Raw genomic sequence first — 18,827 nt, 5'->3', positions numbered from 1 at the left:
GGCCGCGCTGCTCAGACGGTGCGGCTGCGCGCCAGCGGCGGGTTTTTCGCGAAGTATCGGACGATGCCGCGCATCAGCGCGTCGGCCAACTGCTCTTGATACGCGGCGGACCGCAGCTTGGACTCTTCCTCGGGGTTGCTGATGAAGGCCGTCTCCACCAGCACGCTGGGAATGTCGGGCGCCTTGAGCACGGCAAAGCCCGCCTGCTCCACGCGCGGCTTGTGCAGCTTGGCCATGCCGCCGATCTCGCCCAGCAGCACGCTGCCGAGCTTCAGGCTGTCGTTGATCTGCGCCGTGGTGCTCATGTCCAGCAGCGCGCGCTGCACATGGCGGTCCTGCTGGGCGCCCAGGTTCACGCCGCCGATCAGGTCGGCCTCGTTCTCCTTGTTGGCCAGCCAGCGCGCGGCCGAGCTGGACGCGCCGCCCTGGCTCAGCGCGAACACGCTGGCGCCGCGTGCCGACGGGGTGGTGAAGGCGTCGGCGTGGATGGACACGAACAGGTCCGCCTGCACGCGCCGCGCCTTGTCCACGCGCGCCGCCAGCGGCACGAAGAAGTCACCGTCGCGCGTGAGGAAGGCGCGCATGGGGTTGCCGCCCACCTGCGTGGCATTGATGCGGTCGCGCAGCAGGTGCGCCACTTTCAGCACCACGTCCTTTTCGCGCGTGCCGCGCGGGCCGATGGCGCCCGGGTCTTCGCCGCCGTGGCCGGGGTCCAGCGCGATGATGATGAGGCGGTCGGTGGAATACGCCGCTCGGGCCGTCGTAGGCGGGGTGGCGGGCGCGGCAGGGCGCGCCGGGGCGGCGGGTGCCGGCGCCACGGGTGCGGTTGCCACCGCCGTGCCCGGCACGGGCAGGGCAGGGGGCATGGCCTGCGGTGCGGAATGCCGTGCAATCAGGTCACCCAGAGGGTCCGTCAATGGGGTGACTGCCATGGCGCGCCCCGTACCCGCGCTGCCGGGCAGCGGCGCGGTGGCGTCGCGCAGCCGCTCGGCGATCAGTGCCTCCAGCGGGTCGGGCGGCTGCGCGGGATACAGGTCGAACACCAGCCGGTGCTGGTACGCGGCCACGGGCTGCAGCGTGAAGACCTGCGGCCGCGCCGCCTGCTTCAGGTCCACCACCAGGCGCACCACGCCGGGCGCGTTCTGGCCCACGCGGATGCCGGCGATGTTGGGATCGTCTGCGCGCACCTTGGCGACCAGTTCGCGCAGCGAGGGGTTGAGGTCGATACCCTCGATGTCCACGGCCAGGCGCGGCGGCGTGTCCACGAAGGTCTGGCGGGCCGTGAGCGCGCGGTCCGATTCGATGGTCACCCGTGAATAGTCGGGCGCGGGCCAGACACGCACCGCGACGATGGTGGCGCCGCGTGCGATCTGCTGCGTGCCCAGCAGCAGCACCAGGCTACCCGCGCGCAGCAGGGTGCGGCGGCTGTGAAGGGGGGAAGGGCGGCGGGCATCGCTCATGGGGTGTCCAGTCCTTGCAGTATGGCGCTGCCATGGGGCGTGTGGGCTCGCAGCGTCACGTGCCGGGCTGAATCATCCTCCGCTTCAATGTGAATAGCAATATCCGCAGGCGGGATGAGGGTTCCTGCATGGCCAGGCCACTCGGCCAGCTTCAGGCCGGGGCTGGCGAAGATGTCGCGAAAGCCTGCGTCTTCCCACTCGCGCGGGTCGCTGAAACGGTAGAAGTCGAAGTGCCAGATGTTCAGTCCTGGTGCCTGGTGCGGCTCGACCACGGCGTAGGTGGGGCTCTTGACGCGCCCCTGCACGCCCAGGGCGCGCAGCAGGTGGCGCACCAGCGTGGTCTTGCCTGCACCCAGGTCGCCATGCAGGGCGATGAAGGCATTGCGCAGGCCGGGCTGCGCGGCCAGGCGCACGGCGAAGCGTGCCGTGTCCTCCTCGTCCTTCCATTGCAGCGACAGGCAGTGCGGCGTTTCTACAATCGGGTGTTGATGGTGTGCAGCAGTCAACTCGTTCCTCAAATACAAGGCTGGGCCCGCGAGCTGGGATTTTCCCAAATCAAGGTGGCCGGCGTGGACTTGTCCTCCGCCGAGCCCGGATTGATGCAATGGCTGGCCCAAGGGTTCCATGGCGAGATGCATTACATGGCGGCGCATGGCCTGAAGCGTGCCCGCCCGGCGGAGCTGGTGCCCGGCACCGTGAGCGTGATCACTGCGCGCATGGACTACCTGCCGCGCGCGATGGCGCTGGAAGCCTCCGAAGGCTGGCAGGCCATTGAACTTGGCCGGCTGGCGCGACCCACCGAGGCGGTGGTTTCCGTCTACGCCCGGGGACGCGATTACCACAAGGTGCTGCGCGCGCGGCTGCAAAAGCTCAGCGACCGCGTTGCTGAGGCAGTAGGGCCCTTTGGCCACCGCGTGTTCACCGACTCGGCGCCGGTGCTGGAGGCCGAGCTTGCGCGCCGCAGCGGCCAGGGCTGGCGCGGCAAGCACACACTGGTGCTGAGCCGCGAGGCCGGCTCGATGTTCTTTCTGGGCGAGATCTATGTGGATATGCCCCTTGAACCCACCGAGCCCGTCACGCACCACTGCGGCAGTTGCCAGGCATGTATCGATGTCTGCCCCACGCAGGCCATCATCGCGCCGTACCGCCTGGATGCGCGCCGCTGCATCTCCTACCTCACCATCGAGCACGCCGGGCACATTCCGCTGGAGTTGCGCCCGCTCATGGGCAACCGCATCTATGGCTGCGACGATTGCCAGCTCATCTGCCCGTGGAACAAGTTCGCGCAGACCAGCAGCCTGCCCGATTTCGATGTGCGCGCGGGGCTGGTGGGGCAGCAGCTCGTGCATCTGTTTACGTGGGACGAGGAGACCTTCCTGCGCATGACCGAGGGCGGCCCGATCCGTCGCATCGGCCATGAGCGCTGGCTGCGCAACATCGCCGTGGCGCTGGGCAATGCGTTGCGCGCGACCCGCGACCCTGTCGTTCGCGCCGCTCTGGCCGCACGCGCTGATGACCCGAGCCCGCTGGTGCGCGAGCATGTGGCCTGGGCGCTGGCACAGGAAAACTGAATAAAAATGGCCTGCAACGCATGCAGGGTAAGCGCGAGTAGCTATTAATTAAATAGCATCAACGCAACAAGCCCAGAGCGAAGGGCAGGCTCACCACCCCCAGCACCGTGGAGAGCGTGACCAAGCCCGCGACATACGCGCCGTTGTAGCCCATGCGCGCGGCGAGTACATAACAGGTTGATGCCGTGGACACGGCGCAGAACGCCATCAGCACCGAGGTCTGCGTGGCGTCCAGCCCCAGCAGATGCGCGAACCCCCAGGCGATCAGCGGCTGTGCCAGGTGGCGAATGGTCAGCACCGATGCAGACAGCAGCTTGCTGCGCGTGAGCAGGCCGAACTGCATGCCCGCGCCTGCCGCCATGAGCCCCAGCGCCAGCGACGCGGCGCTGATGCGACCCACCGTGGGCTCCAGCCACGGCGGGATGCGAAAGCCCAGCAGGTTGGCCGCCAGCCCCGTCGCCGTGGCGATGATCAGCGGGTTGCGCAGCAGTTCGCGCACGAAGCCCTGCTGGCCGCCGCGCGCCATGGGCCACACGGCGGCCACGTTCAGCAGCGGTACGCACACGCCAATCAGCACCGCCACCATGAGCAGGCCCTGCGCACCCGCCAGGCGCTCGGCCAGGGCCAGCACGATGAAGGAGTTGAAGCGGAAGGCCACCTGCGCCGCCGCCGCGTGGTCGCGCCGGTCGATGTGCCTGCCCAGCCAGGGCAGGTGCGGCAGGCTGTAGGCCAGCACCACGCCGCACAGGCCCGTGCCCACGCCGGCCACCACCAGGCCGGTGGCCTCGCCCACGTTGATGGGGCTCTTGACGATGGACTGGAACAGCAGCACCGGGAACAGCAGGTAATACACCAGGCTTTCCACCGGCTGCCAGACGGAGCGGTTGAGGGGCGTGTAGCGGCACAGCAGGTAGCCGAACAGGATCAGCGAGAAATCCGGGAGAAGAAGCTGCACGTAACTCACGGCGCGCAGCATACCGTGGCGCTGTAGGCCGGCGGCGCGAATGATTGGGGAAACTCCCAACAAATCAGCGCGGCGCCCGCGGTGGTCAAAGCGGCATGGCACCGTAGGATCGCCGCCTACCCCCTGTTTTTTCCACCAAACACAATTTGATGAGGAGATTTCGCATGCAACGTCGCAACCTGCTGGCTTTGGCGCTGGCGGCCACCGCGGGCACCGCCTTCGCCCAGGGCTACCCCAACAAGCCCGTCAAGCTGCTGGTGCCCTTCGCGCCCGGCGGCACCACCGACATCATCGCCCGCGTGATCGCCGACCCACTGTCGCGCGCGCTCGGCCAGTCGGTGGTGGTGGAGAACCGGGGCGGCGGCGGCGGCGTGATTGGCGCGCAGGAAACGGCGCGCGCAGCGCCCGATGGGTACAACCTGGGCGTGGCCACCGTGTCCACCACGGCGACCAATCCGGCCATCAACTCCAAGATCCCGTACAACCCGATCACGGACTTCACGCCCATCATCAACATCGCGGCCACGCCCAACATCATCGCGGTGCATCCCAGCTTCCCGGCCAAGGACTACAAGTCCTTCCTGGCGGAGATCCAGAAGAACCCCGGCAAGTACTCGTACGCGTCCTCGGGCACAGGCGGCATCGGCCACCTGCTGATGGAGCTGTACAAGAGCCTCACCAACAGCTTCGTCACGCACATTCCCTACCGCGGCGCGGGTCCGGCACTCAACGACACCGTGGCGGGTCAGGTGCCCATCATCTTCGACAACCTGCCCTCGGCGTTGCCCTTCATCAAGAGCGGCAAGCTTGTGCCCATCGTGGTGTCCGCGCCGCAGCGCGTGGCGGCGCTGCCCAATGTGCCCACCTTCAAGGAAGTGGGCCTGGAGCCGGTGAACCGCATGGCCTACTACGGCATCCTGGGCCCCAAGAACCTGCCCAAGGACGTGGTGGACAAGATCAACGGCGGCGTGAAGAAGGCGCTGGAAGATGCCGCCGTGCGCAAGCGCATCGAGGACACCGACTCGATCATCGTCGCCAACACGCCCGAGCAGTTCGCCGAGCAGATCAAGGCCGAGTTCGGCGTGTACAAGCAGGTGGTGCAAAAGCAGAAGCTCACGCTGGAATAAGCGCGCCCCCCAGCCCTCTGAAAAACGCCCGCCTGCCGCGGGCGTTTTTTTGATGCTATGGTTTTCGCCATGTTGCCCGACAGCCAGAACGCCATAGACCCCTTCATCGACGCCCTGTGGCTGGAGGACGGCCTGTCGCGCAACACGCTGGCCGCCTACCGCCGGGACCTCACGCTGTATGCCCAATGGCTGGCGCAGCAGAACCCTCCGCTGGCGCTGGATGCCACGGCCGAGCACCACCTGCAGGGCTACTTCGCTGCCCGCCACGCGCAGACGCGCGCCACGTCGGCCAACCGCCGCCTCACCGTGCTGCGGCGCTACTTCCACTGGGCATTGCGCGAGCGGCGCATCGCAGCCGACCCCACAGTGCGCCTGCAAGCCGCGCGCCAGCCGCTGCGCGTGCCCAAGACGCTGACGCAGGCGCAGGTGGAGGCCCTGCTGCATGCGCCGGACGATGCCACGCCGCTGGGCCTGCGCGACCGCACCATGTTGGAGCTGATGTACGCGAGCGGCCTGCGCGTGAGCGAGCTGGTCACGCTGAAAACCTTCCACCTGGGGCTGGCCGAAGGCGTGCTGCGCGTCATGGGCAAGGGCGGCAAGGAGCGGCTGGTGCCCTTTGGCGAAGAGGCGCACCGCTGGCTGCAGCGCTACCTGGCCGAGGGGCGTGGCGCCATCCTGGGCGGTCAGCAAACGGATGACCTGTTCGTCACGCAGCGCGGCGCGGCCATGTCGCGCGTGATGTTCTGGGTCATCGTCAAGAAATGCGCGCAGGCTGCAGGCATCACCGCGCCGCTGTCGCCCCACACGCTGCGCCATGCCTTTGCCACGCACCTGTTGAACCACGGTGCGGACCTGCGCGTGGTGCAACTGCTGCTGGGCCACGCCGACATTTCCACCACCACCATCTACACCCACGTGGCGCGCGAGCGGCTGAAGGCGCTGCATGCGCAGCACCATCCGCGCGGTTGAAGGGGCATGGCGCGGAGTGCCGGCGGACAGCGGCAAACGGGTGAAAAATCGCGCTCTTTCTTGAAACTCTGGAGTTGCAATGACAGATTCCGTGCGCCGTCGCGTGCTGGCCTCCCTCGCGCTGGCTGCCGCGCTGCCCCTGGGCGCGCAGGCCCAGACTTGGCCCGCCAAGCCCATCCGCATCATCGTGGCCTATCCCGCGGGCGGCGTCAGCGACGTGGTCGCCCGCGCGTTGGGCGACAAACTGTCCGAACGCCTGGGCACGCCCGTGGTGGTGGAGAACAAGGCCGGCGCGGGCGGCACCATCGGCATGGACGCGGTGGCCAAGGCGGCGCCGGATGGTTACACGCTGGGCTTCTCGGCGATCAGCCCGCTGGTGCTCAACCCGCACCTGGGCACGCCGCCGTACGACGCAACGCGCGACATCGTGCCCGTGGCCAGCGTGATGTACTCGCCCGTGCTGTTGTTGGGCACGCAGGCCGCCAAGGAGCGTGACTTCCGCAACCTGCTGGCGACCGCCAAGGCGCAGCCGGGCCAGGTGCGATGGGCCACATCGGGGCTGGCGTCGCTGGGCCACATCATGCTGGAACACATCATGCAGGGCAGCGGCGTGCAGATCACGCACGTGCCCTACAAGGGCGGCGGGCAACAACTGAACGATGCGCTTTCGGGTCAGTTCGAGGTGCTGTCCACCAACGCCGGCCCGGCAGTGATGCAGCAGATCAAGGCGGGCAAGCTGCACCCGCTGGCCGTGGGTGCGCCCGCGCGGCTGACCACCCTGCCGAACGTGCCCACGCTGGGCGAACTGGGCCTGCCCGCGGCCAACCTGAATTCGGTGTTCGGCATGTTCGCGCCAGCGGGCGTGCCGGCCGCGGTGCTGGAGCGCTTGAATGCCGAGATCAACCGTGCGCTGGCGCTGCCCGACATCCAGGCGCGCCTGGAGGCTTCGGACAACGTGCCCACGGGCGGCAGCGCCGAGGCATTTCGCCGGCAGATCGCGGCGGAGTCGCAGCGCAACGCGCGCATCATCCGCGCCGCCAACATCCGCCTGAACTGACGGCTGCCCCCGTGCGCGCGCCGGCCGGCCCGCGCACAGGGGGCATCGGGTTTATTCGTCGGCCGTCAGGCTCTCGGCCCAGGCCAGTGCCTGCAGGTGGGCCCAGTTGACCTGGCGGTTGGACAGGTGCAGCGCTTCGGCCGTGCGCGCGAAAGCCTCGTCGTCACCGCTTTCGCAGGCCTTGGTGAGCTCCAGGAAGGGGGCGAACACGCCCTTGTTGTGCAGCAGTGCGTCAAGCACCGGCTGGGGCAGGGCCACCGTTTCCAGGGCGCGCTCCAGCGGCACGCCCAGCATCGCATCCAGCAGTGAGAAGACCCCCACCACGAAGGCGTTGTCGCATTCCTCGGGGGGCAGCAGCTCGGCGGCCAGCAGTTCCATGAGGCGGCCGCGCACCACGGCCGTCTGGCCCACGGCGGGCGGCGAGCCGCTGGCGCGCGAGGTGGTCATCAACAGTGCCGCCCAGCGGAACAGCTTCTTCAGGCCCAGGATCATCACCGCGTGACGGAACGAGGTCACCTCGCACGACAGGCCGAAGCCCGAGGAATTGATGAAACGCAGCAGGTTGAAGGACAGCGTGGGGTCCTTCTTGAGCAGCTCCTCGATCTCTCCGGTGCTGGCCTGCTGGCGCACCAGGTTGATGAGCTGGATGATGGTCGCCTGCGAGGGACGGATGGTTTGCGCCTTGACCAGCGAGGGCTGTGCGAACCAGTAGCCCTGGAACAGCTTCACGCCCAGCGAAGCCATGCGCTGGTACTGTTCGGCCGTTTCTACCTTCTCGGCCACCAGGGTGGCCTGCGAGTGGGCTTGGGCGAACTTCACGAGCGGCTCGGCGAGCTCCGGCTTGAAGGCCTGCATGTCCAGCTTGATGAACGAGGCCAGAGGCACCCAGCTGCTGTAGGCGCGCCGCAGCACGTCCTGGCTGAAGGCCAGCCGAAAGCCGCGCGTGCGCACCGCTTGCAGCGTGGGGATGTACTGCTCGATCTGCTCGGCCGTGGCCTGGGCGCCGAGTGTGGGTACTTCCAGCACCACTTTTTCAGGGTGGATCAGCTCCAGGTGTCCGCCGGCCAGGCTGTCGTGCGTGCAATTGATGAAGACGGTTTTCTTGCCCACCAGCGCCTCGGAGCCCGCATACGACAGCGCGTTGAACAGCAGCGCCGCATCGCTGGCGGCGGTGTGCGCGTCCGCGGCGGTGGACCGGTCGAACAGTTCGTAGCCAAAGACGGTGCGCTGTTCGTCCAGGATGGCCTGTCGTGCGATGACGACCTGGTTCTGCGCCTCGGTGGCCTCGGGTGACGGCTGGGCGGAATCGGCGGGGAGCTGTGCGGCGGTGTCTGGAAGGCTCGACATGGATGGCGTGGGAAGTTCGTTGGATTCTAGGAGGTCGGCGCGGCAGTGGCTCAGGCGGGCGCCATCTGGTCCGCCCAGGCCAGGGCTTGCAAGTGGGCCCAGTTGATCTGCTGGTTCGTCAGGTGGAGCGATTGGGCGATCTGGTCGAAGGTGTGGTCGTCGCTGGTCTCGCAGGCTTCGGCCAGTGTCAGCAGCTGGCCGTACACGTTGCTGCGTTGTAGCAGGGCAGTGGACAGCTCTTCGGGCAGGTTGAGCAGCCCCACGGCGGAGGCCAGCGGCATGCCGAGCATCTGGTCCAGCATGGAGAAGATGCCGATCACGAACGCCTGGTCGGCTTCTTCGGCGGGCAGAAATTCCTGGGCCAGCAGTTCCATGAGGCGGCCGCGCACCACGGCCGTCTGTCCCACGGCCGGGGGCGTACCGCCGCTGCGCACCGCCGTGAGCAGCAGGGCGGCCCAGCGGAACAGCTTCTTGAGTCCCAGCAGCAGCACCGCCTGGCGAAAGGAGGTGATCTCGCGCGTCATGCCCAGCCCCGCGGAGTTGATCAGGCGCATCAGGTTGAAGGCCAGCCCAGCATCCTTTTTGAGGACCTCTTCGATCTCGTCGGTACTGGCCTGGCTGCGCACCAGGTTGAGCAGCTGCACGATGCTCGCCTGGCCGGGGGTGAGCAGTTTGGCCTCCACCAGCGTGGGACGCGAGAACCAGTAGCCCTGGAACATTTCCACGCCCATGGACGACACCATGTCGTACTGTTGCGCGGTTTCGAGCTTTTCCGCGATCAGTTCGGCCTGGGAATGGCGCCCCGCGTAGTTGATCAGCACCGCGAGCTGGTCGCGCGCAAGCACCGACATGTCGAGTTTGATGTAGTCGGCCAGCGGCAGCCAGGGCGCGTAGGTGGACTCCAGCACCGTGTGGTTGAAGGCGAGGTGAAAGCCGCGGCTGCGCAGCGCCTGCAGGATGGGAAGCCGCGCATGCACCTCGGCCGCGGCCACGTGGCCCAGCGGAGGGATCTCCAGCACCACCTTGTCGGGGTTCACCAGTTCCAGGTGCCCGCCCGTCAGGCTTTCGTGGGTGCAGTTCACGAAAATCAGCATCTTGCCCACCAGCTCTTCGGTGCCCGCATGCGACAGCGCGGTGAAGACCAGGATCACATCGCTGGCGGCCGTGTGGCCGACGGTGGAGCGCGAGCGGTTGAAGAGTTCGTAGCCGACGACCGCCTGTTGGCCGTTCATGATGGCCTGCCGGGCGATCATGGAGCCGGTGCTGCCAGCCTGGGAGGCGCCGGCCGCCGAGGGAGAAGCGGGAGGTGTGGGGTTCGTCATGGAATGCCTGGGCGTGTGCGGGATACCGGGCGATGCGGATGCCCGCCGCAGGCGCGAGGGCTGGCGGCAGCGGCGTGGCGTATCGCTGCTGGCATTGTAGGGAAGAACCCCCGATGGCTGGGGGATGGCAGTGCGGCTGGAGGCGATTCAGCCGTGCTGCAGCCAGCGCATCTCCGCCTCGCTGAAACCGGCTGCGCGGCGTGCCGCCTCGTTCAGCGGCGGCTTCGGGCGGGGGGCTTCGTAACGCTGGACCAGCGCGGCGTAGTGCGCCACGGGGTCCAGTCCGGCGCGCGTGCACAGCCAGCCGTACCAGTGGTTGCCGATGGCCACGTGGCCCACTTCCTCGCGCAGGATGGTGTCCAGGATCGCCACGGCGGCCAGCGCGTCCGGTGTACCGACCTGGCGCAGCTTGTGCTGGATCAGCGGCGTGGCGTCCAGTCCGCGCGCCTCCAGGGTGCGCGGCACCAGGGCCATGCGCGCCACGATGTCGTCGGCCGTCTTCTCGCACATGCTCCACAGGCCCTGGTGCGCGGGAAAGTCGCCATAGTCATGGTGCAGTTGCCGGCGCAGGTGGTCACGCAGCAGGAAAAAATGCTTCGCCTCCTCGGCCGCCACGCGCAGCCAGTCGCGGTAGAACGTCTCGGGCATGCCGGCAAAGCGCCAGATGGCGTCCAGCGCGAGGTTGATGGCGTTGAACTCGATATGGGCGATGGCGTGGATCAGCACCGCGCGCCCCTCGGGCGTGGCGGGCGAGCGGCGTGCCACGGCGGTGTGGTGCAGCAGCTGCGGCCGCGCGGGGCGGCCGGGCAGGGTGTCGGCGGGCGGGGCGGTGAGACGCGTTTCTGTCGCTATTGAAATGCGAGCTGCTTGCGCATACATATCCAGCGCTGCGGCCGATTTTTCTTCAGGGTCGCAGAGGCGCAAGACCTCCAGGGCACGTTGGCGAAGCTCCATCCCTACAATTCTAGGTTCCCCCTACACAAACAACGGAGACAGACAAGCGATGGCGATCTATGAACTCGACGGCGTGGCGCCGCAGGTGGCCGCATCGGCCTGGGTGGCCGACAGTGGCCAGGTGATGGGCGACGTGGTGCTGGGCGAGGACGCCAGCGTGTGGTTCGGCACCGTGGTGCGTGGCGACACGGCGCGCATCACCATCGGCGCGGGCACCAACGTGCAGGACGCGAGCGTGCTGCACGCCGACATCGGCCAGCCGCTGGTGATCGGTGAGCGCGTCACCGTGGGCCACCAGGTCATGCTGCATGGCTGCACCGTCGGGGATGAATCACTGATCGGCATTGGCGCCATCGTGCTCAACGGCGCGAAGATAGGCCGCAACTGCCTGGTGGGCGCCGGCTCGCTGGTCACCGAGGGCAAGGAGTTTCCCGACGGATCGATGATCCTGGGCAGTCCGGCCAAGGTGGTGCGCCAGCTCACGCCCGAGCAGATCGAAGGGCTGCGCCAGAGTGCGCGGCATTACATGGAAAACGCGCGCCGCTTCAAGGCGGGTCTGCGCAAGCTGGGGTAATAGCCCGGCCGTTGATTGAATGGAAATACTGCGTGTCCGAACTGCACAAGTTTTTGTTTGATGGCCTGCCCGTGCGCGGCATGATCGTGCGCCTGACCGACGCCTGGACAGAGCTGCTGCGCCGCCGCGCGGCCAACACCGAAACGGGGCCATACCCCGCGCCCGTGAGCGAGCTGCTGGGTGAGATGGCCGCCGCCGGCGTGCTGATGCAGTCGAACATCAAGTTCAACGGCGCGCTGGTGCTGCAGGTCTTTGGTGACGGCCCGGTCAAGCTGGCCGTGGCCGAGGTGCAGTCCGACCTGAGCCTGCGCGCCACCGCGTCGGTGTCGGGCGAACTGCCCGCGAACGCGGGCCTGCCGGACATGGTGAACGTGGGCGGCGGCGGGCGCTGCGCCATCACGCTGGACCCCAAGGACCGTCTGCCCGGCCAGCAGCCCTACCAGGGTGTGGTGCCGCTGTATGGCGACCACCAGGAAAAGCTGCACAAGCTCAGCGACGTGCTGCAGCACTACATGCTGCAGTCCGAGCAGCTCGATACCACCCTGGTGCTGGCTGCCAACGACCAGGTGGCCGCGGGCGTGCTGATCCAGCGCATGCCCCTGAAGGGCGAGGCCAACCTGGCCGGCGGCCATGGGCGCGAGGACGAGGACCAGATCGGCCGCAACGAGGACTACAACCGTATCGCTACGCTGGCGAGCAGCCTCACGCGAGAGGAGCTGCTCACGCTGGACGTGGACACCATCCTGCGCCGCTTGTTCTGGGAGGAAAAACTGCTGCGCTTCGCGCCTCAGCAGGGCGATAGCGGCCCGCGCTTCGCGTGTTCCTGCAGCCGCGAGCGTGTGGGCAACATGCTGCGCAGCCTGGGCACGGAAGAGGTCGAGAGCATCCTGGAGGAGCGTGGCAACATCGAGGTGGGCTGCGAATACTGCGGCCAGCAGTACCACTTCGACCCGGTGGATGCTGCGCAGCTGTTCACCGATCCGCACAAGCAGCCGCCCGCGCCGTCGCGCATGCAGTGATCCAGGCGGCCGCTCTGGGCGGCTTTCGCGAGCCAGCCTGCGCGCCGTGGCGCTGCAGGCGGTCGCGCTTCAACGAGCGTGAAGCGTCCGCCTCACGCCCCCGCACCCAGGCCGCGCAGCGCGGTGAACAGCCGGTGCTCGCACTGGGGCTCCACGCATTCTTCGCAACCCCAAGCGCGCAGCCGAGGACGGCTGGGTTCAGGTTTCAATTCGACTTCTGCGCTTGATGGGAAAGCGCGAGTAGCTATTAAATCAATAGCGTTTAGTGCATTGCGAAGTTGCGCCGCTGGCGGCCCGTACAGCACCTGGTAGGCCGTGCCGGCCTGGGCCAGCGCGCCGCGCAGTTGCAGCTCGTGTGCATCGGGAAGGTCCAGTGCGCACAGCAGCGTGAGGTCCGCCGGCAGGGCTGGCAGATCGGGGCCGGCCACCGTGACTGCGAGCGCGGGACAGTGCTGTGCGATGCCGTCGCGCAAGGCGGTGCAGGCGGGCGCGTGCGCGCCCAGGATGGCGATGCGCACCGCCGCAGCGCCGGGCACGGGGCCGGGCGAGGGGCTCACTTGCGGGCCGGGGTGACGTGCACGTAGATCTCGCCGGGCTTGACCATGCCCAGTTCGCTGCGCGCCTTTTCCTCGACCATCTCCAGGCCGTCCTTCAGGTCCTGCACTTCGGCGGCCAGGCGCTCATTGGCCTGGCGCGCCTGCGCATTCGCCGCCTGCTGGGCGGCGATCTGCCGGCGCATGTCCTCTACATGGCCGACACTGCCGCGCCCGGTCCACAGCTGCGCGTGGATCCCCACGAGGAGCAGCAGCAGGGCGAGCGGAACGATGCGTGTGCCCATGGCGGGGCGCAGCGGCGCGGGTGGGCTTAGCGCAGGTTGTAGAACGCGGCGCGGCCGGGATAGAAGGCGATGTCGCCCAGGTCTTCTTCGATGCGCAGCAGCTGGTTGTACTTGGCGATGCGGTCGGAGCGCGAGAGCGAGCCGGTCTTGATCTGGCCGGCGTTGGTGCCCACGGCGATGTCGGCGATCGTCGAGTCCTCGGTCTCGCCCGAGCGGTGGCTGATCACGGCGGTGTAGCCGGCGCGCTTGGCCATCTCGATGGCGGCGAAGGTCTCGGTCAACGTGCCGATCTGGTTGATCTTGATGAGGATCGAGTTGGCGATGCGCTTGTCGATGCCTTCCTTCAGGATCTTGGTGTTGGTCACGAACAGGTCGTCACCCACCAGCTGCACGTTCTGGCCCAGGCGCTCGGTCAGGGTCTTCCAGCCGTCCCAGTCGCCTTCGGCCATGCCGTCTTCGATGGAGATGATGGGGTACTTGTCGCACCAGGTGGCGAGCATGTCGGTCCACTGCTGGGCGGTCAGGCGCAGGCCGCCTTCGCCTTCCAGCACGTACTGGCCGTCCTTGTAGAACTCGCTGGCGGCGCAGTCCAGGCCCAGGGCGATCTGCTCGCCCGCGGTGTAGCCGGCGGCCTCAATCGCCTGCAGGATCAGCTGGATGGCGGCTTCGTGGTTTTCCACGGAAGGCGCAAAACCGCCTTCGTCGCCCACGGCGGTGCTCATGCCCTTGTCGTGGATGATCTTCTTGAGCGCGTGGAACACCTCGGCGCCCCAGCGCACGGCCTCGCGGAAGCTCGGTGCGCCCACGGGGATGATCATGAACTCCTGCAGGTCCAGGCTGTTGTTGGCGTGCGCGCCGCCGTTGATGACGTTCATCATCGGCACGGGCAGCTGCATGCCGCCCATGCCGCCGAGGTAGCGGTACAGGGGCAGGCCGGACTCTTCGGCGGCGGCGCGGGCCACGGCCATGGAGACGGCCAGCATGGCGTTGGCGCCCAGGCGGCTCTTGTTGTCGGTGCCGTCCAGGTCGATCAGGGTCTTGTCCAGGAAGGCCTGCTCGGAGGCGTCCAGGCCCAGTACGGCCTCGCTGATCTCGGTGTTGATGTGCTCCACGGCCTTAAGCACGCCCTTGCCCAGGTAGCGGGCCTTGTCGCCGTCGCGCAGCTCGATGGCTTCGCGCGAGCCGGTGGACGCGCCCGAGGGCACGGCCGCGCGGCCCATCACGCCCGATTCCAGCAGCACGTCGCATTCGACGGTGGGATTGCCGCGGCTGTCCAGCACTTCGCGGCCTACGATGTCAACGATGGCACTCATGGGTTTCCTTTTGCGGAAGTTTTTAATCAAATTGGCCGCTAGCGCTTTTCCATCAAGCGCTGGCAGCTATCAAATGGGTAGCATCAAAGGCCTTCGACGCACACCAGCCGCATGATGGCTGCGCCCTCGCGCGCCGCACGGGCCTTGCCGTATTCGGGCGAATGGTAGAACGCCTTGGCCGCCTCGAAGCTGGGGAACTTGGCGATCACCACACGCTCGGGCTGCCAGTCGCCCTCCATCACCTCCACCTGGCCGCCACGCACGCAGATCTCGGCGTTGTGCGCCGCGAAGGCGGCGGTGGACCACTTCTTGTATTCCTCGTACTGCGCGGGGTTGGTCACGCGGACGTTGGCGATGATGTAGCCGCTGGGCATGGTGTCAGGCTCCAAAGTTGTTTTCGAGAAAACCGTTCTTCTTGGTCACGTCGTCGAGCGCCACCAGCGTTTCAAGCAACGCGCGCATGTGCTTGAGCGGCACGGCGTTGGGGCCGTCCGACCAGGCCTCGGCGGGCTTGGGGTGCGTTTCCATGAACAGGCCCGCCACGCCGACGGCCACGCCGGCACGGGCCAGCACGGGCACCATGTCGCGCGCGCCGCCGCTCACGGCGCCCAGGCCGCCGGGCTTCTGTACCGAGTGGGTTACGTCGAACACCACGGGCGCGCCGGAATTGCGCATCTCGGCCAGGCTGGTCATGTCGGCCACGAGGTTGTTGTAGCCAAAGCTCACGCCGCGCTCGCAGGCCAGGAAGCGGTCTTCCGACAGGCCCACCTCGCGCGCGGCGGCGCGGGCCTTGTCGATGACGTTCTTCATGTCCCAGGGTGCAAGGAACTGGCCCTTCTTGATGTTCACCGGCTTGCCGCTTTGCGCCACGGCACGGATGAAATCCGTCTGGCGGCACAGGAAGGCCGGGGTCTGCAGCACGTCGACCACGCTGGCCACTTCGGCCACGTGCGAGGTGTCGTGCACATCGGTCAGGATGGGCAACTGCAGCTGGCGGCGCACTTCGTCCAGGATCTTCAAACCGGCATCCAGGCCGACACCGCGCTTGCTGGTGCCGGACGAGCGGTTGGCCTTGTCGAACGAGCCCTTGTAGATCAGCGGGATGCCCAGCGGCGCGCAGGCCTCCTTGAGTTGGCCGGCCACGTCGAGCGACATCTCCAGGCCTTCAATGGAGCAGGTGCCTGCGATCAGGAAGAAGCGATGTTGAAGGCCGACGTTGAATCCGCACAGCTGCATGGGCTTTCCTTCCAATCAGGCTTTCGCCGCTGGCTTCTGGTGTTCCACGGCCGCCTTGATGAAGGCGTTGAACAGCGGGTGGCCGCTCCAGGGCGTGGACTTGAACTCGGGGTGGAACTGCACGCCGATATACCAGGGGTGAACGCTCTTGGGCAGCTCGACGATCTCGGTCAGGTGCTCACGTTGCGTGAGCGCCGAGATCACCAAGCCGGCGGTGCGCAGCTTGTCCAGGTACTGCACGTTGGCCTCGTAGCGGTGGCGGTGGCGCTCGGTCACCACGTCGCCGTAGATGCTGTGGGCCAGCGTGCCCGGCTGCACGTCGGAGGACTGCGCGCCCAGGCGCATGGTGCCGCCCAGGTCGGAGTTGGCATCGCGCGTCTTGATGGTGCCGTCCTCGTCCTTCCACTCGGTGATGAGGGCGATCACGGGGTGCTTGCAGTGTGCGTCGAACTCGGTGGAGTTGGCGCCCGCCAGGCCCGCCACATGGCGCGCATATTCGATGGTGGCCACCTGCATGCCCAGACAGATGCCCAGGTAGGGCACCTTGTGCTCGCGGGCATAGCGGGCGGTGGAGATCTTGCCCTCCACACCGCGGCTGCCGAAGCCGCCGGGCACCAGGATCGCGTCGTACTGCGCCAGCTGTTGCGCGGCGCTGTCGTCGGTGATGGTCTCGGAATCCAGGTGGGTGATCTTCACGCGCACATGGCTTTGCATGCCTGCATGCTTGAGCGCTTCGTTGACGGACTTGTAGGCGTCCGACAGTTCCACGTACTTGCCCACCATGGCGATCTGCACCTCGCCGCGCGGGTGCTCGGTCTCATACACCAGGTCGTCCCAGCGTTTGAGGTTGGCGGGCGGTGTGTTCAGGCGCAGCTTGTCGCAGATCAGGCCGTCCAGGCCCTGCTCGTGCAGCATGCGCGGCACCTTGTAGATGGTGTCCACGTCCCACATGGAGATCACGCCCCATTCGGCCACGTTGGTGAAAAGGGAGATCTTCTCTTTCTCTTCCTCGGGCACGGCGTGCAGCGCGCGGCACAGCAGTGCGTCGGGCTGGATGCCGATCTCGCGCAACTTCTGCACGGTGTGCTGCGTGGGCTTGGTCTTGAGTTCGCCGGCCGCGGCGATCCACGGCAGGTAGGTCAGGTGCACGAAGGCCGAATTGTTCGGGCCCAGCTTCAGCGAGAGCTGGCGCACCGCCTCCAGGAAGGGCAGCGACTCGATGTCGCCCACCGTGCCGCCCACCTCGCAGATGGCCACGTCCACGGCGTCTGGCGTGCCGATGCCGGCGCCGCGCTTGATGAACTCCTGGATTTCATTGGTCACGTGCGGGATCACCTGCACGGTTTTGCCAAGGTAGTCGCCGCGGCGCTCCTTCTCCAGCACGGACTGGTAGATGCGGCCGGTGGTGAAGTTGTTGGCCTGCTTCATGCGCGTTTCGATGAAGCGCTCGTAGTGGCCGAGGTCCAGGTCGGTTTCGGCGCCGTCGTCGGTCACGAAGACCTCACCATGCTGGAAGGGCGACATGGTGCCCGGGTCCACGTTGATGTACGGGTCGAGCTTGATGAGGGTGACTTTGAGACCCCGCGATTCGAGGATCGCGGCAAGGGAGGCTGAGGCGATTCCCTTGCCCAGGGAAGACACCACACCGCCGGTGACGAAGACGAATTTGGTCATGTCTTTGATGGTGGTGGGAAATTGGGATTGTAATCAGCCCACTGCAGGGATGCAGTGGCAGGGGCCATGCCCTCTGCTAAATTGCGCCCCCATGAACGAACAGTTGGCTGGCAAACACATTGTCCTGGGCTTGAGCGGCGGCGTGGCCTGCTACAAATCGGCGGAACTGTGCCGGCTGCTGGTGAAGGCCGGCGCCACGGTGCAGGTGGTCATGACCGAGGCGGCTGCGCAGTTCATCACGCCCGTGACCATGCAGGCGCTGTCGGGACGCAGCGTCTACACCTCGCAGTGGGACGCGCGCGAGGCGAACAACATGCCCCATATCAACCTGAGCCGCGAGGCGGACGCGATCCTCATTGCGCCGTGCAGCGCGGACTTCATCGCGCGGCTGGTGCAGGGGCGGGCCGACGAGTTATTGAGCCTGCTGTGTCTGGCACGGCCCCGGGATCGGGTGCCGTTGCTGCTGGCCCCCGCCATGAACCGCGAGATGTGGGGCCACCCGGCCACTCAGCGCAACCTGGCCCAGGTGGCGCGCGACGGCGCGACGGTGCTGGGCGTGGGCTTTGGTGACCAGGCCTGTGGCGAGACGGGCGACGGCCGCATGCTGGAGGCCGCGGAGATTCTGGAGGAACTGGAGGCCTTCTTCACCCCCCAGTTGCTTACGGGCCAGCACGTGCTGATTACCGCTGGCCCCACCTTCGAGGCCATTGACCCGGTGCGCGGCATCACCAACCTGTCCAGCGGCAAGATGGGCTTTGCGATTGCCCGCGCGGCGCGTGCCGCTGGCGCACAGGTCACATTGGTCGCCGGGCCGGTGCATCTGCCCACCCCGCGGGGCGTGCGGCGCATCGACGTGCGTTCAGCACAAAACATGCTTGCAATCGTTGAGGAGCAAGCGCGAGAAGCTACTATTTTCATAGCTACGGCCGCGGTGGCGGACTGGCGTCCCGCCACTGCTGCGCTGCACAAGATCAAGAAGGACGGCACGGGCGACGTGCCGGCGCTGGAGTTTGTGGAGAACCCCGACATCCTGGCCACGGTGGCGCGCACCGAGCGCGCGCGCGCTGGCCGTCTGTACTGTGTGGGGTTTGCCGCCGAGAGCGAGAACCTGCTGGAGCATGCCAGCGCCAAGCGCGAGCGCAAGGACGTGCCGTTGCTGGTGGGCAATATCGGCCCGGCCACGTTCGGGCAGGACGACAATGCGCTGCTGCTGGTGGACGCGCAGGGCCATCGTGAACTGCCCCGTGCTTCCAAGGAGGCGCTGGGCCATCAGCTCGTGGCGGAGATCGCGCGGCGCCTTGCCGCCGTTTGAGCGGGTAGGGGTGCACCGGTTGGGCGATGATCGCGGGCTCGGCTCGCGGTGCTGCCGGCGTGACGCCGCTCGACCATTCCTTTGAACCTC

The 18,827-nt window shown here is 67.3% G+C and carries 19 protein-coding genes; 7 read left to right on the top strand and 12 right to left on the bottom strand.

Features of this window, described 5'->3' with window-relative positions; all coding sequences use genetic code 11:
• Positions 1 to 11: 11 nt before the first annotated feature.
• Positions 12 to 1,460, bottom strand: coding sequence for an N-acetylmuramoyl-L-alanine amidase (locus BV908_RS04350; protein ID WP_011804424.1), 1,449 nt, complete (start codon positions 1,458 to 1,460; stop codon positions 12 to 14).
• A complete protein-coding gene (gene tsaE / locus BV908_RS04345) occupies positions 1,457 to 1,939 on the bottom strand; it encodes a tRNA (adenosine(37)-N6)-threonylcarbamoyltransferase complex ATPase subunit type 1 TsaE (protein WP_231403484.1) in 483 nt (160 codons plus the stop codon). The genes BV908_RS04350 and tsaE overlap by 4 nt, the downstream gene beginning before the upstream one ends.
• 39 nt (positions 1,940 to 1,978) lie before the next feature.
• On the opposite strand from tsaE, the gene queG reads away from it, so the two are divergent.
• On the top strand, positions 1,979 to 3,031 hold the full coding sequence (queG, locus tag BV908_RS04340) for a tRNA epoxyqueuosine(34) reductase QueG (protein ID WP_172751347.1): 1,053 nt from the start codon (positions 1,979 to 1,981) through the stop codon (positions 3,029 to 3,031).
• 58 nt (positions 3,032 to 3,089) lie between these two features.
• On the opposite strand, the gene BV908_RS04335 is transcribed toward queG, so the two are convergent.
• Complete coding sequence (locus BV908_RS04335) at positions 3,090 to 4,007, bottom strand: AEC family transporter (RefSeq protein WP_103737330.1); 918 nt, start codon at positions 4,005 to 4,007, stop codon at positions 3,090 to 3,092.
• A gap of 152 nt (positions 4,008 to 4,159) precedes the next feature.
• On the opposite strand from BV908_RS04335, the gene BV908_RS04330 reads away from it, so the two are divergent.
• The 3 genes from BV908_RS04330 to BV908_RS04320 all read left to right on the top strand — a co-directional run bounded on the left by BV908_RS04330 (position 4,160) and on the right by BV908_RS04320 (position 7,148).
• Complete coding sequence (locus BV908_RS04330) at positions 4,160 to 5,122, top strand: tripartite tricarboxylate transporter substrate binding protein BugE (protein ID WP_103737329.1); 963 nt, start codon at positions 4,160 to 4,162, stop codon at positions 5,120 to 5,122.
• A 69-nt stretch (positions 5,123 to 5,191) separates the two neighbouring features.
• A complete protein-coding gene (xerD, locus tag BV908_RS04325; protein ID WP_041836206.1) occupies positions 5,192 to 6,091 on the top strand; it encodes a site-specific tyrosine recombinase XerD in 900 nt (299 codons plus the stop codon).
• 79 nt (positions 6,092 to 6,170) lie between these two features.
• Positions 6,171 to 7,148: a tripartite tricarboxylate transporter substrate binding protein gene (locus tag BV908_RS04320; RefSeq protein WP_103737328.1), complete on the top strand. Its 978-nt coding sequence runs from the start codon at positions 6,171 to 6,173 to the stop codon at positions 7,146 to 7,148.
• A 51-nt stretch (positions 7,149 to 7,199) separates the two neighbouring features.
• Here BV908_RS04320 and BV908_RS04315 read toward each other — a convergent pair whose 3' ends face one another.
• The 3 genes from BV908_RS04315 to BV908_RS04305 all read right to left on the bottom strand — a co-directional run bounded on the left by BV908_RS04315 (position 7,200) and on the right by BV908_RS04305 (position 10,771).
• On the bottom strand, positions 7,200 to 8,495 hold the full coding sequence (locus BV908_RS04315; RefSeq protein ID WP_088887471.1) for an HDOD domain-containing protein: 1,296 nt from the start codon (positions 8,493 to 8,495) through the stop codon (positions 7,200 to 7,202).
• Positions 8,496 to 8,545: 50 nt separating this feature from the next.
• Entirely contained in the window at positions 8,546 to 9,817 is a 1,272-nt protein-coding gene (locus BV908_RS04310; protein ID WP_103737327.1) for an HDOD domain-containing protein, read from the bottom strand.
• Between the two features lie 147 nt (positions 9,818 to 9,964).
• Entirely contained in the window at positions 9,965 to 10,771 is an 807-nt protein-coding gene (locus BV908_RS04305; protein WP_103737326.1) for a ferritin-like domain-containing protein, read from the bottom strand.
• Positions 10,772 to 10,820: 49 nt separating this feature from the next.
• Here BV908_RS04305 and BV908_RS04300 point away from each other — a divergent pair, with 49 nt between their 5' ends.
• Complete coding sequence (locus BV908_RS04300) at positions 10,821 to 11,345, top strand: gamma carbonic anhydrase family protein (RefSeq protein WP_011804433.1); 525 nt, start codon at positions 10,821 to 10,823, stop codon at positions 11,343 to 11,345.
• Between the two features lie 32 nt (positions 11,346 to 11,377).
• Positions 11,378 to 12,364, top strand: coding sequence for an Hsp33 family molecular chaperone HslO (locus BV908_RS04295; protein WP_088887469.1), 987 nt, complete (start codon positions 11,378 to 11,380; stop codon positions 12,362 to 12,364).
• 92 nt (positions 12,365 to 12,456) lie between these two features.
• Here BV908_RS04295 and BV908_RS04290 read toward each other — a convergent pair whose 3' ends face one another.
• The 6 genes from BV908_RS04290 to BV908_RS04265 form a co-directional block, all read right to left on the bottom strand.
• Positions 12,457 to 12,921, bottom strand: a complete 465-nt coding sequence (locus BV908_RS04290; protein ID WP_103737325.1) for a hypothetical protein — start codon at positions 12,919 to 12,921, stop codon at positions 12,457 to 12,459.
• Positions 12,918 to 13,202, bottom strand: a complete 285-nt coding sequence (locus BV908_RS04285; protein WP_011804436.1) for a septum formation initiator family protein — start codon at positions 13,200 to 13,202, stop codon at positions 12,918 to 12,920. The genes BV908_RS04290 and BV908_RS04285 overlap by 4 nt, the downstream gene beginning before the upstream one ends.
• 26 nt (positions 13,203 to 13,228) lie before the next feature.
• Positions 13,229 to 14,515: a phosphopyruvate hydratase gene (eno, locus tag BV908_RS04280; RefSeq protein WP_015912643.1), complete on the bottom strand. Its 1,287-nt coding sequence runs from the start codon at positions 14,513 to 14,515 to the stop codon at positions 13,229 to 13,231.
• A gap of 83 nt (positions 14,516 to 14,598) precedes the next feature.
• Positions 14,599 to 14,889 carry a DUF1330 domain-containing protein gene (locus BV908_RS04275; protein WP_103737324.1) on the bottom strand — a complete coding sequence of 97 codons (291 nt, stop codon included), beginning with the start codon at positions 14,887 to 14,889 and terminating at the stop codon, positions 14,599 to 14,601.
• Positions 14,890 to 14,893: 4 nt separating this feature from the next.
• Positions 14,894 to 15,751, bottom strand: a complete 858-nt coding sequence (gene kdsA, locus BV908_RS04270; protein ID WP_103737323.1) for a 3-deoxy-8-phosphooctulonate synthase — start codon at positions 15,749 to 15,751, stop codon at positions 14,894 to 14,896.
• A gap of 15 nt (positions 15,752 to 15,766) precedes the next feature.
• Positions 15,767 to 17,425, bottom strand: a complete 1,659-nt coding sequence (locus BV908_RS04265; protein WP_103737322.1) for a CTP synthase — start codon at positions 17,423 to 17,425, stop codon at positions 15,767 to 15,769.
• Positions 17,426 to 17,516: 91 nt separating this feature from the next.
• Between BV908_RS04265 and coaBC the strand changes: the two genes are divergently transcribed.
• A complete protein-coding gene (gene coaBC, locus BV908_RS04260) occupies positions 17,517 to 18,737 on the top strand; it encodes a bifunctional phosphopantothenoylcysteine decarboxylase/phosphopantothenate--cysteine ligase CoaBC (RefSeq protein ID WP_103737321.1) in 1,221 nt (406 codons plus the stop codon).
• Positions 18,738 to 18,827 lie beyond the last annotated feature (90 nt).

It is taken from the genome of Diaphorobacter sp. LR2014-1 (assembly GCF_002916785.1).
In the GTDB taxonomy this organism is placed as follows: domain Bacteria; phylum Pseudomonadota; class Gammaproteobacteria; order Burkholderiales; family Burkholderiaceae_C; genus Diaphorobacter; species Diaphorobacter nitroreducens.
This window is presented reverse-complemented; position numbering and strand designations above follow the sequence as displayed.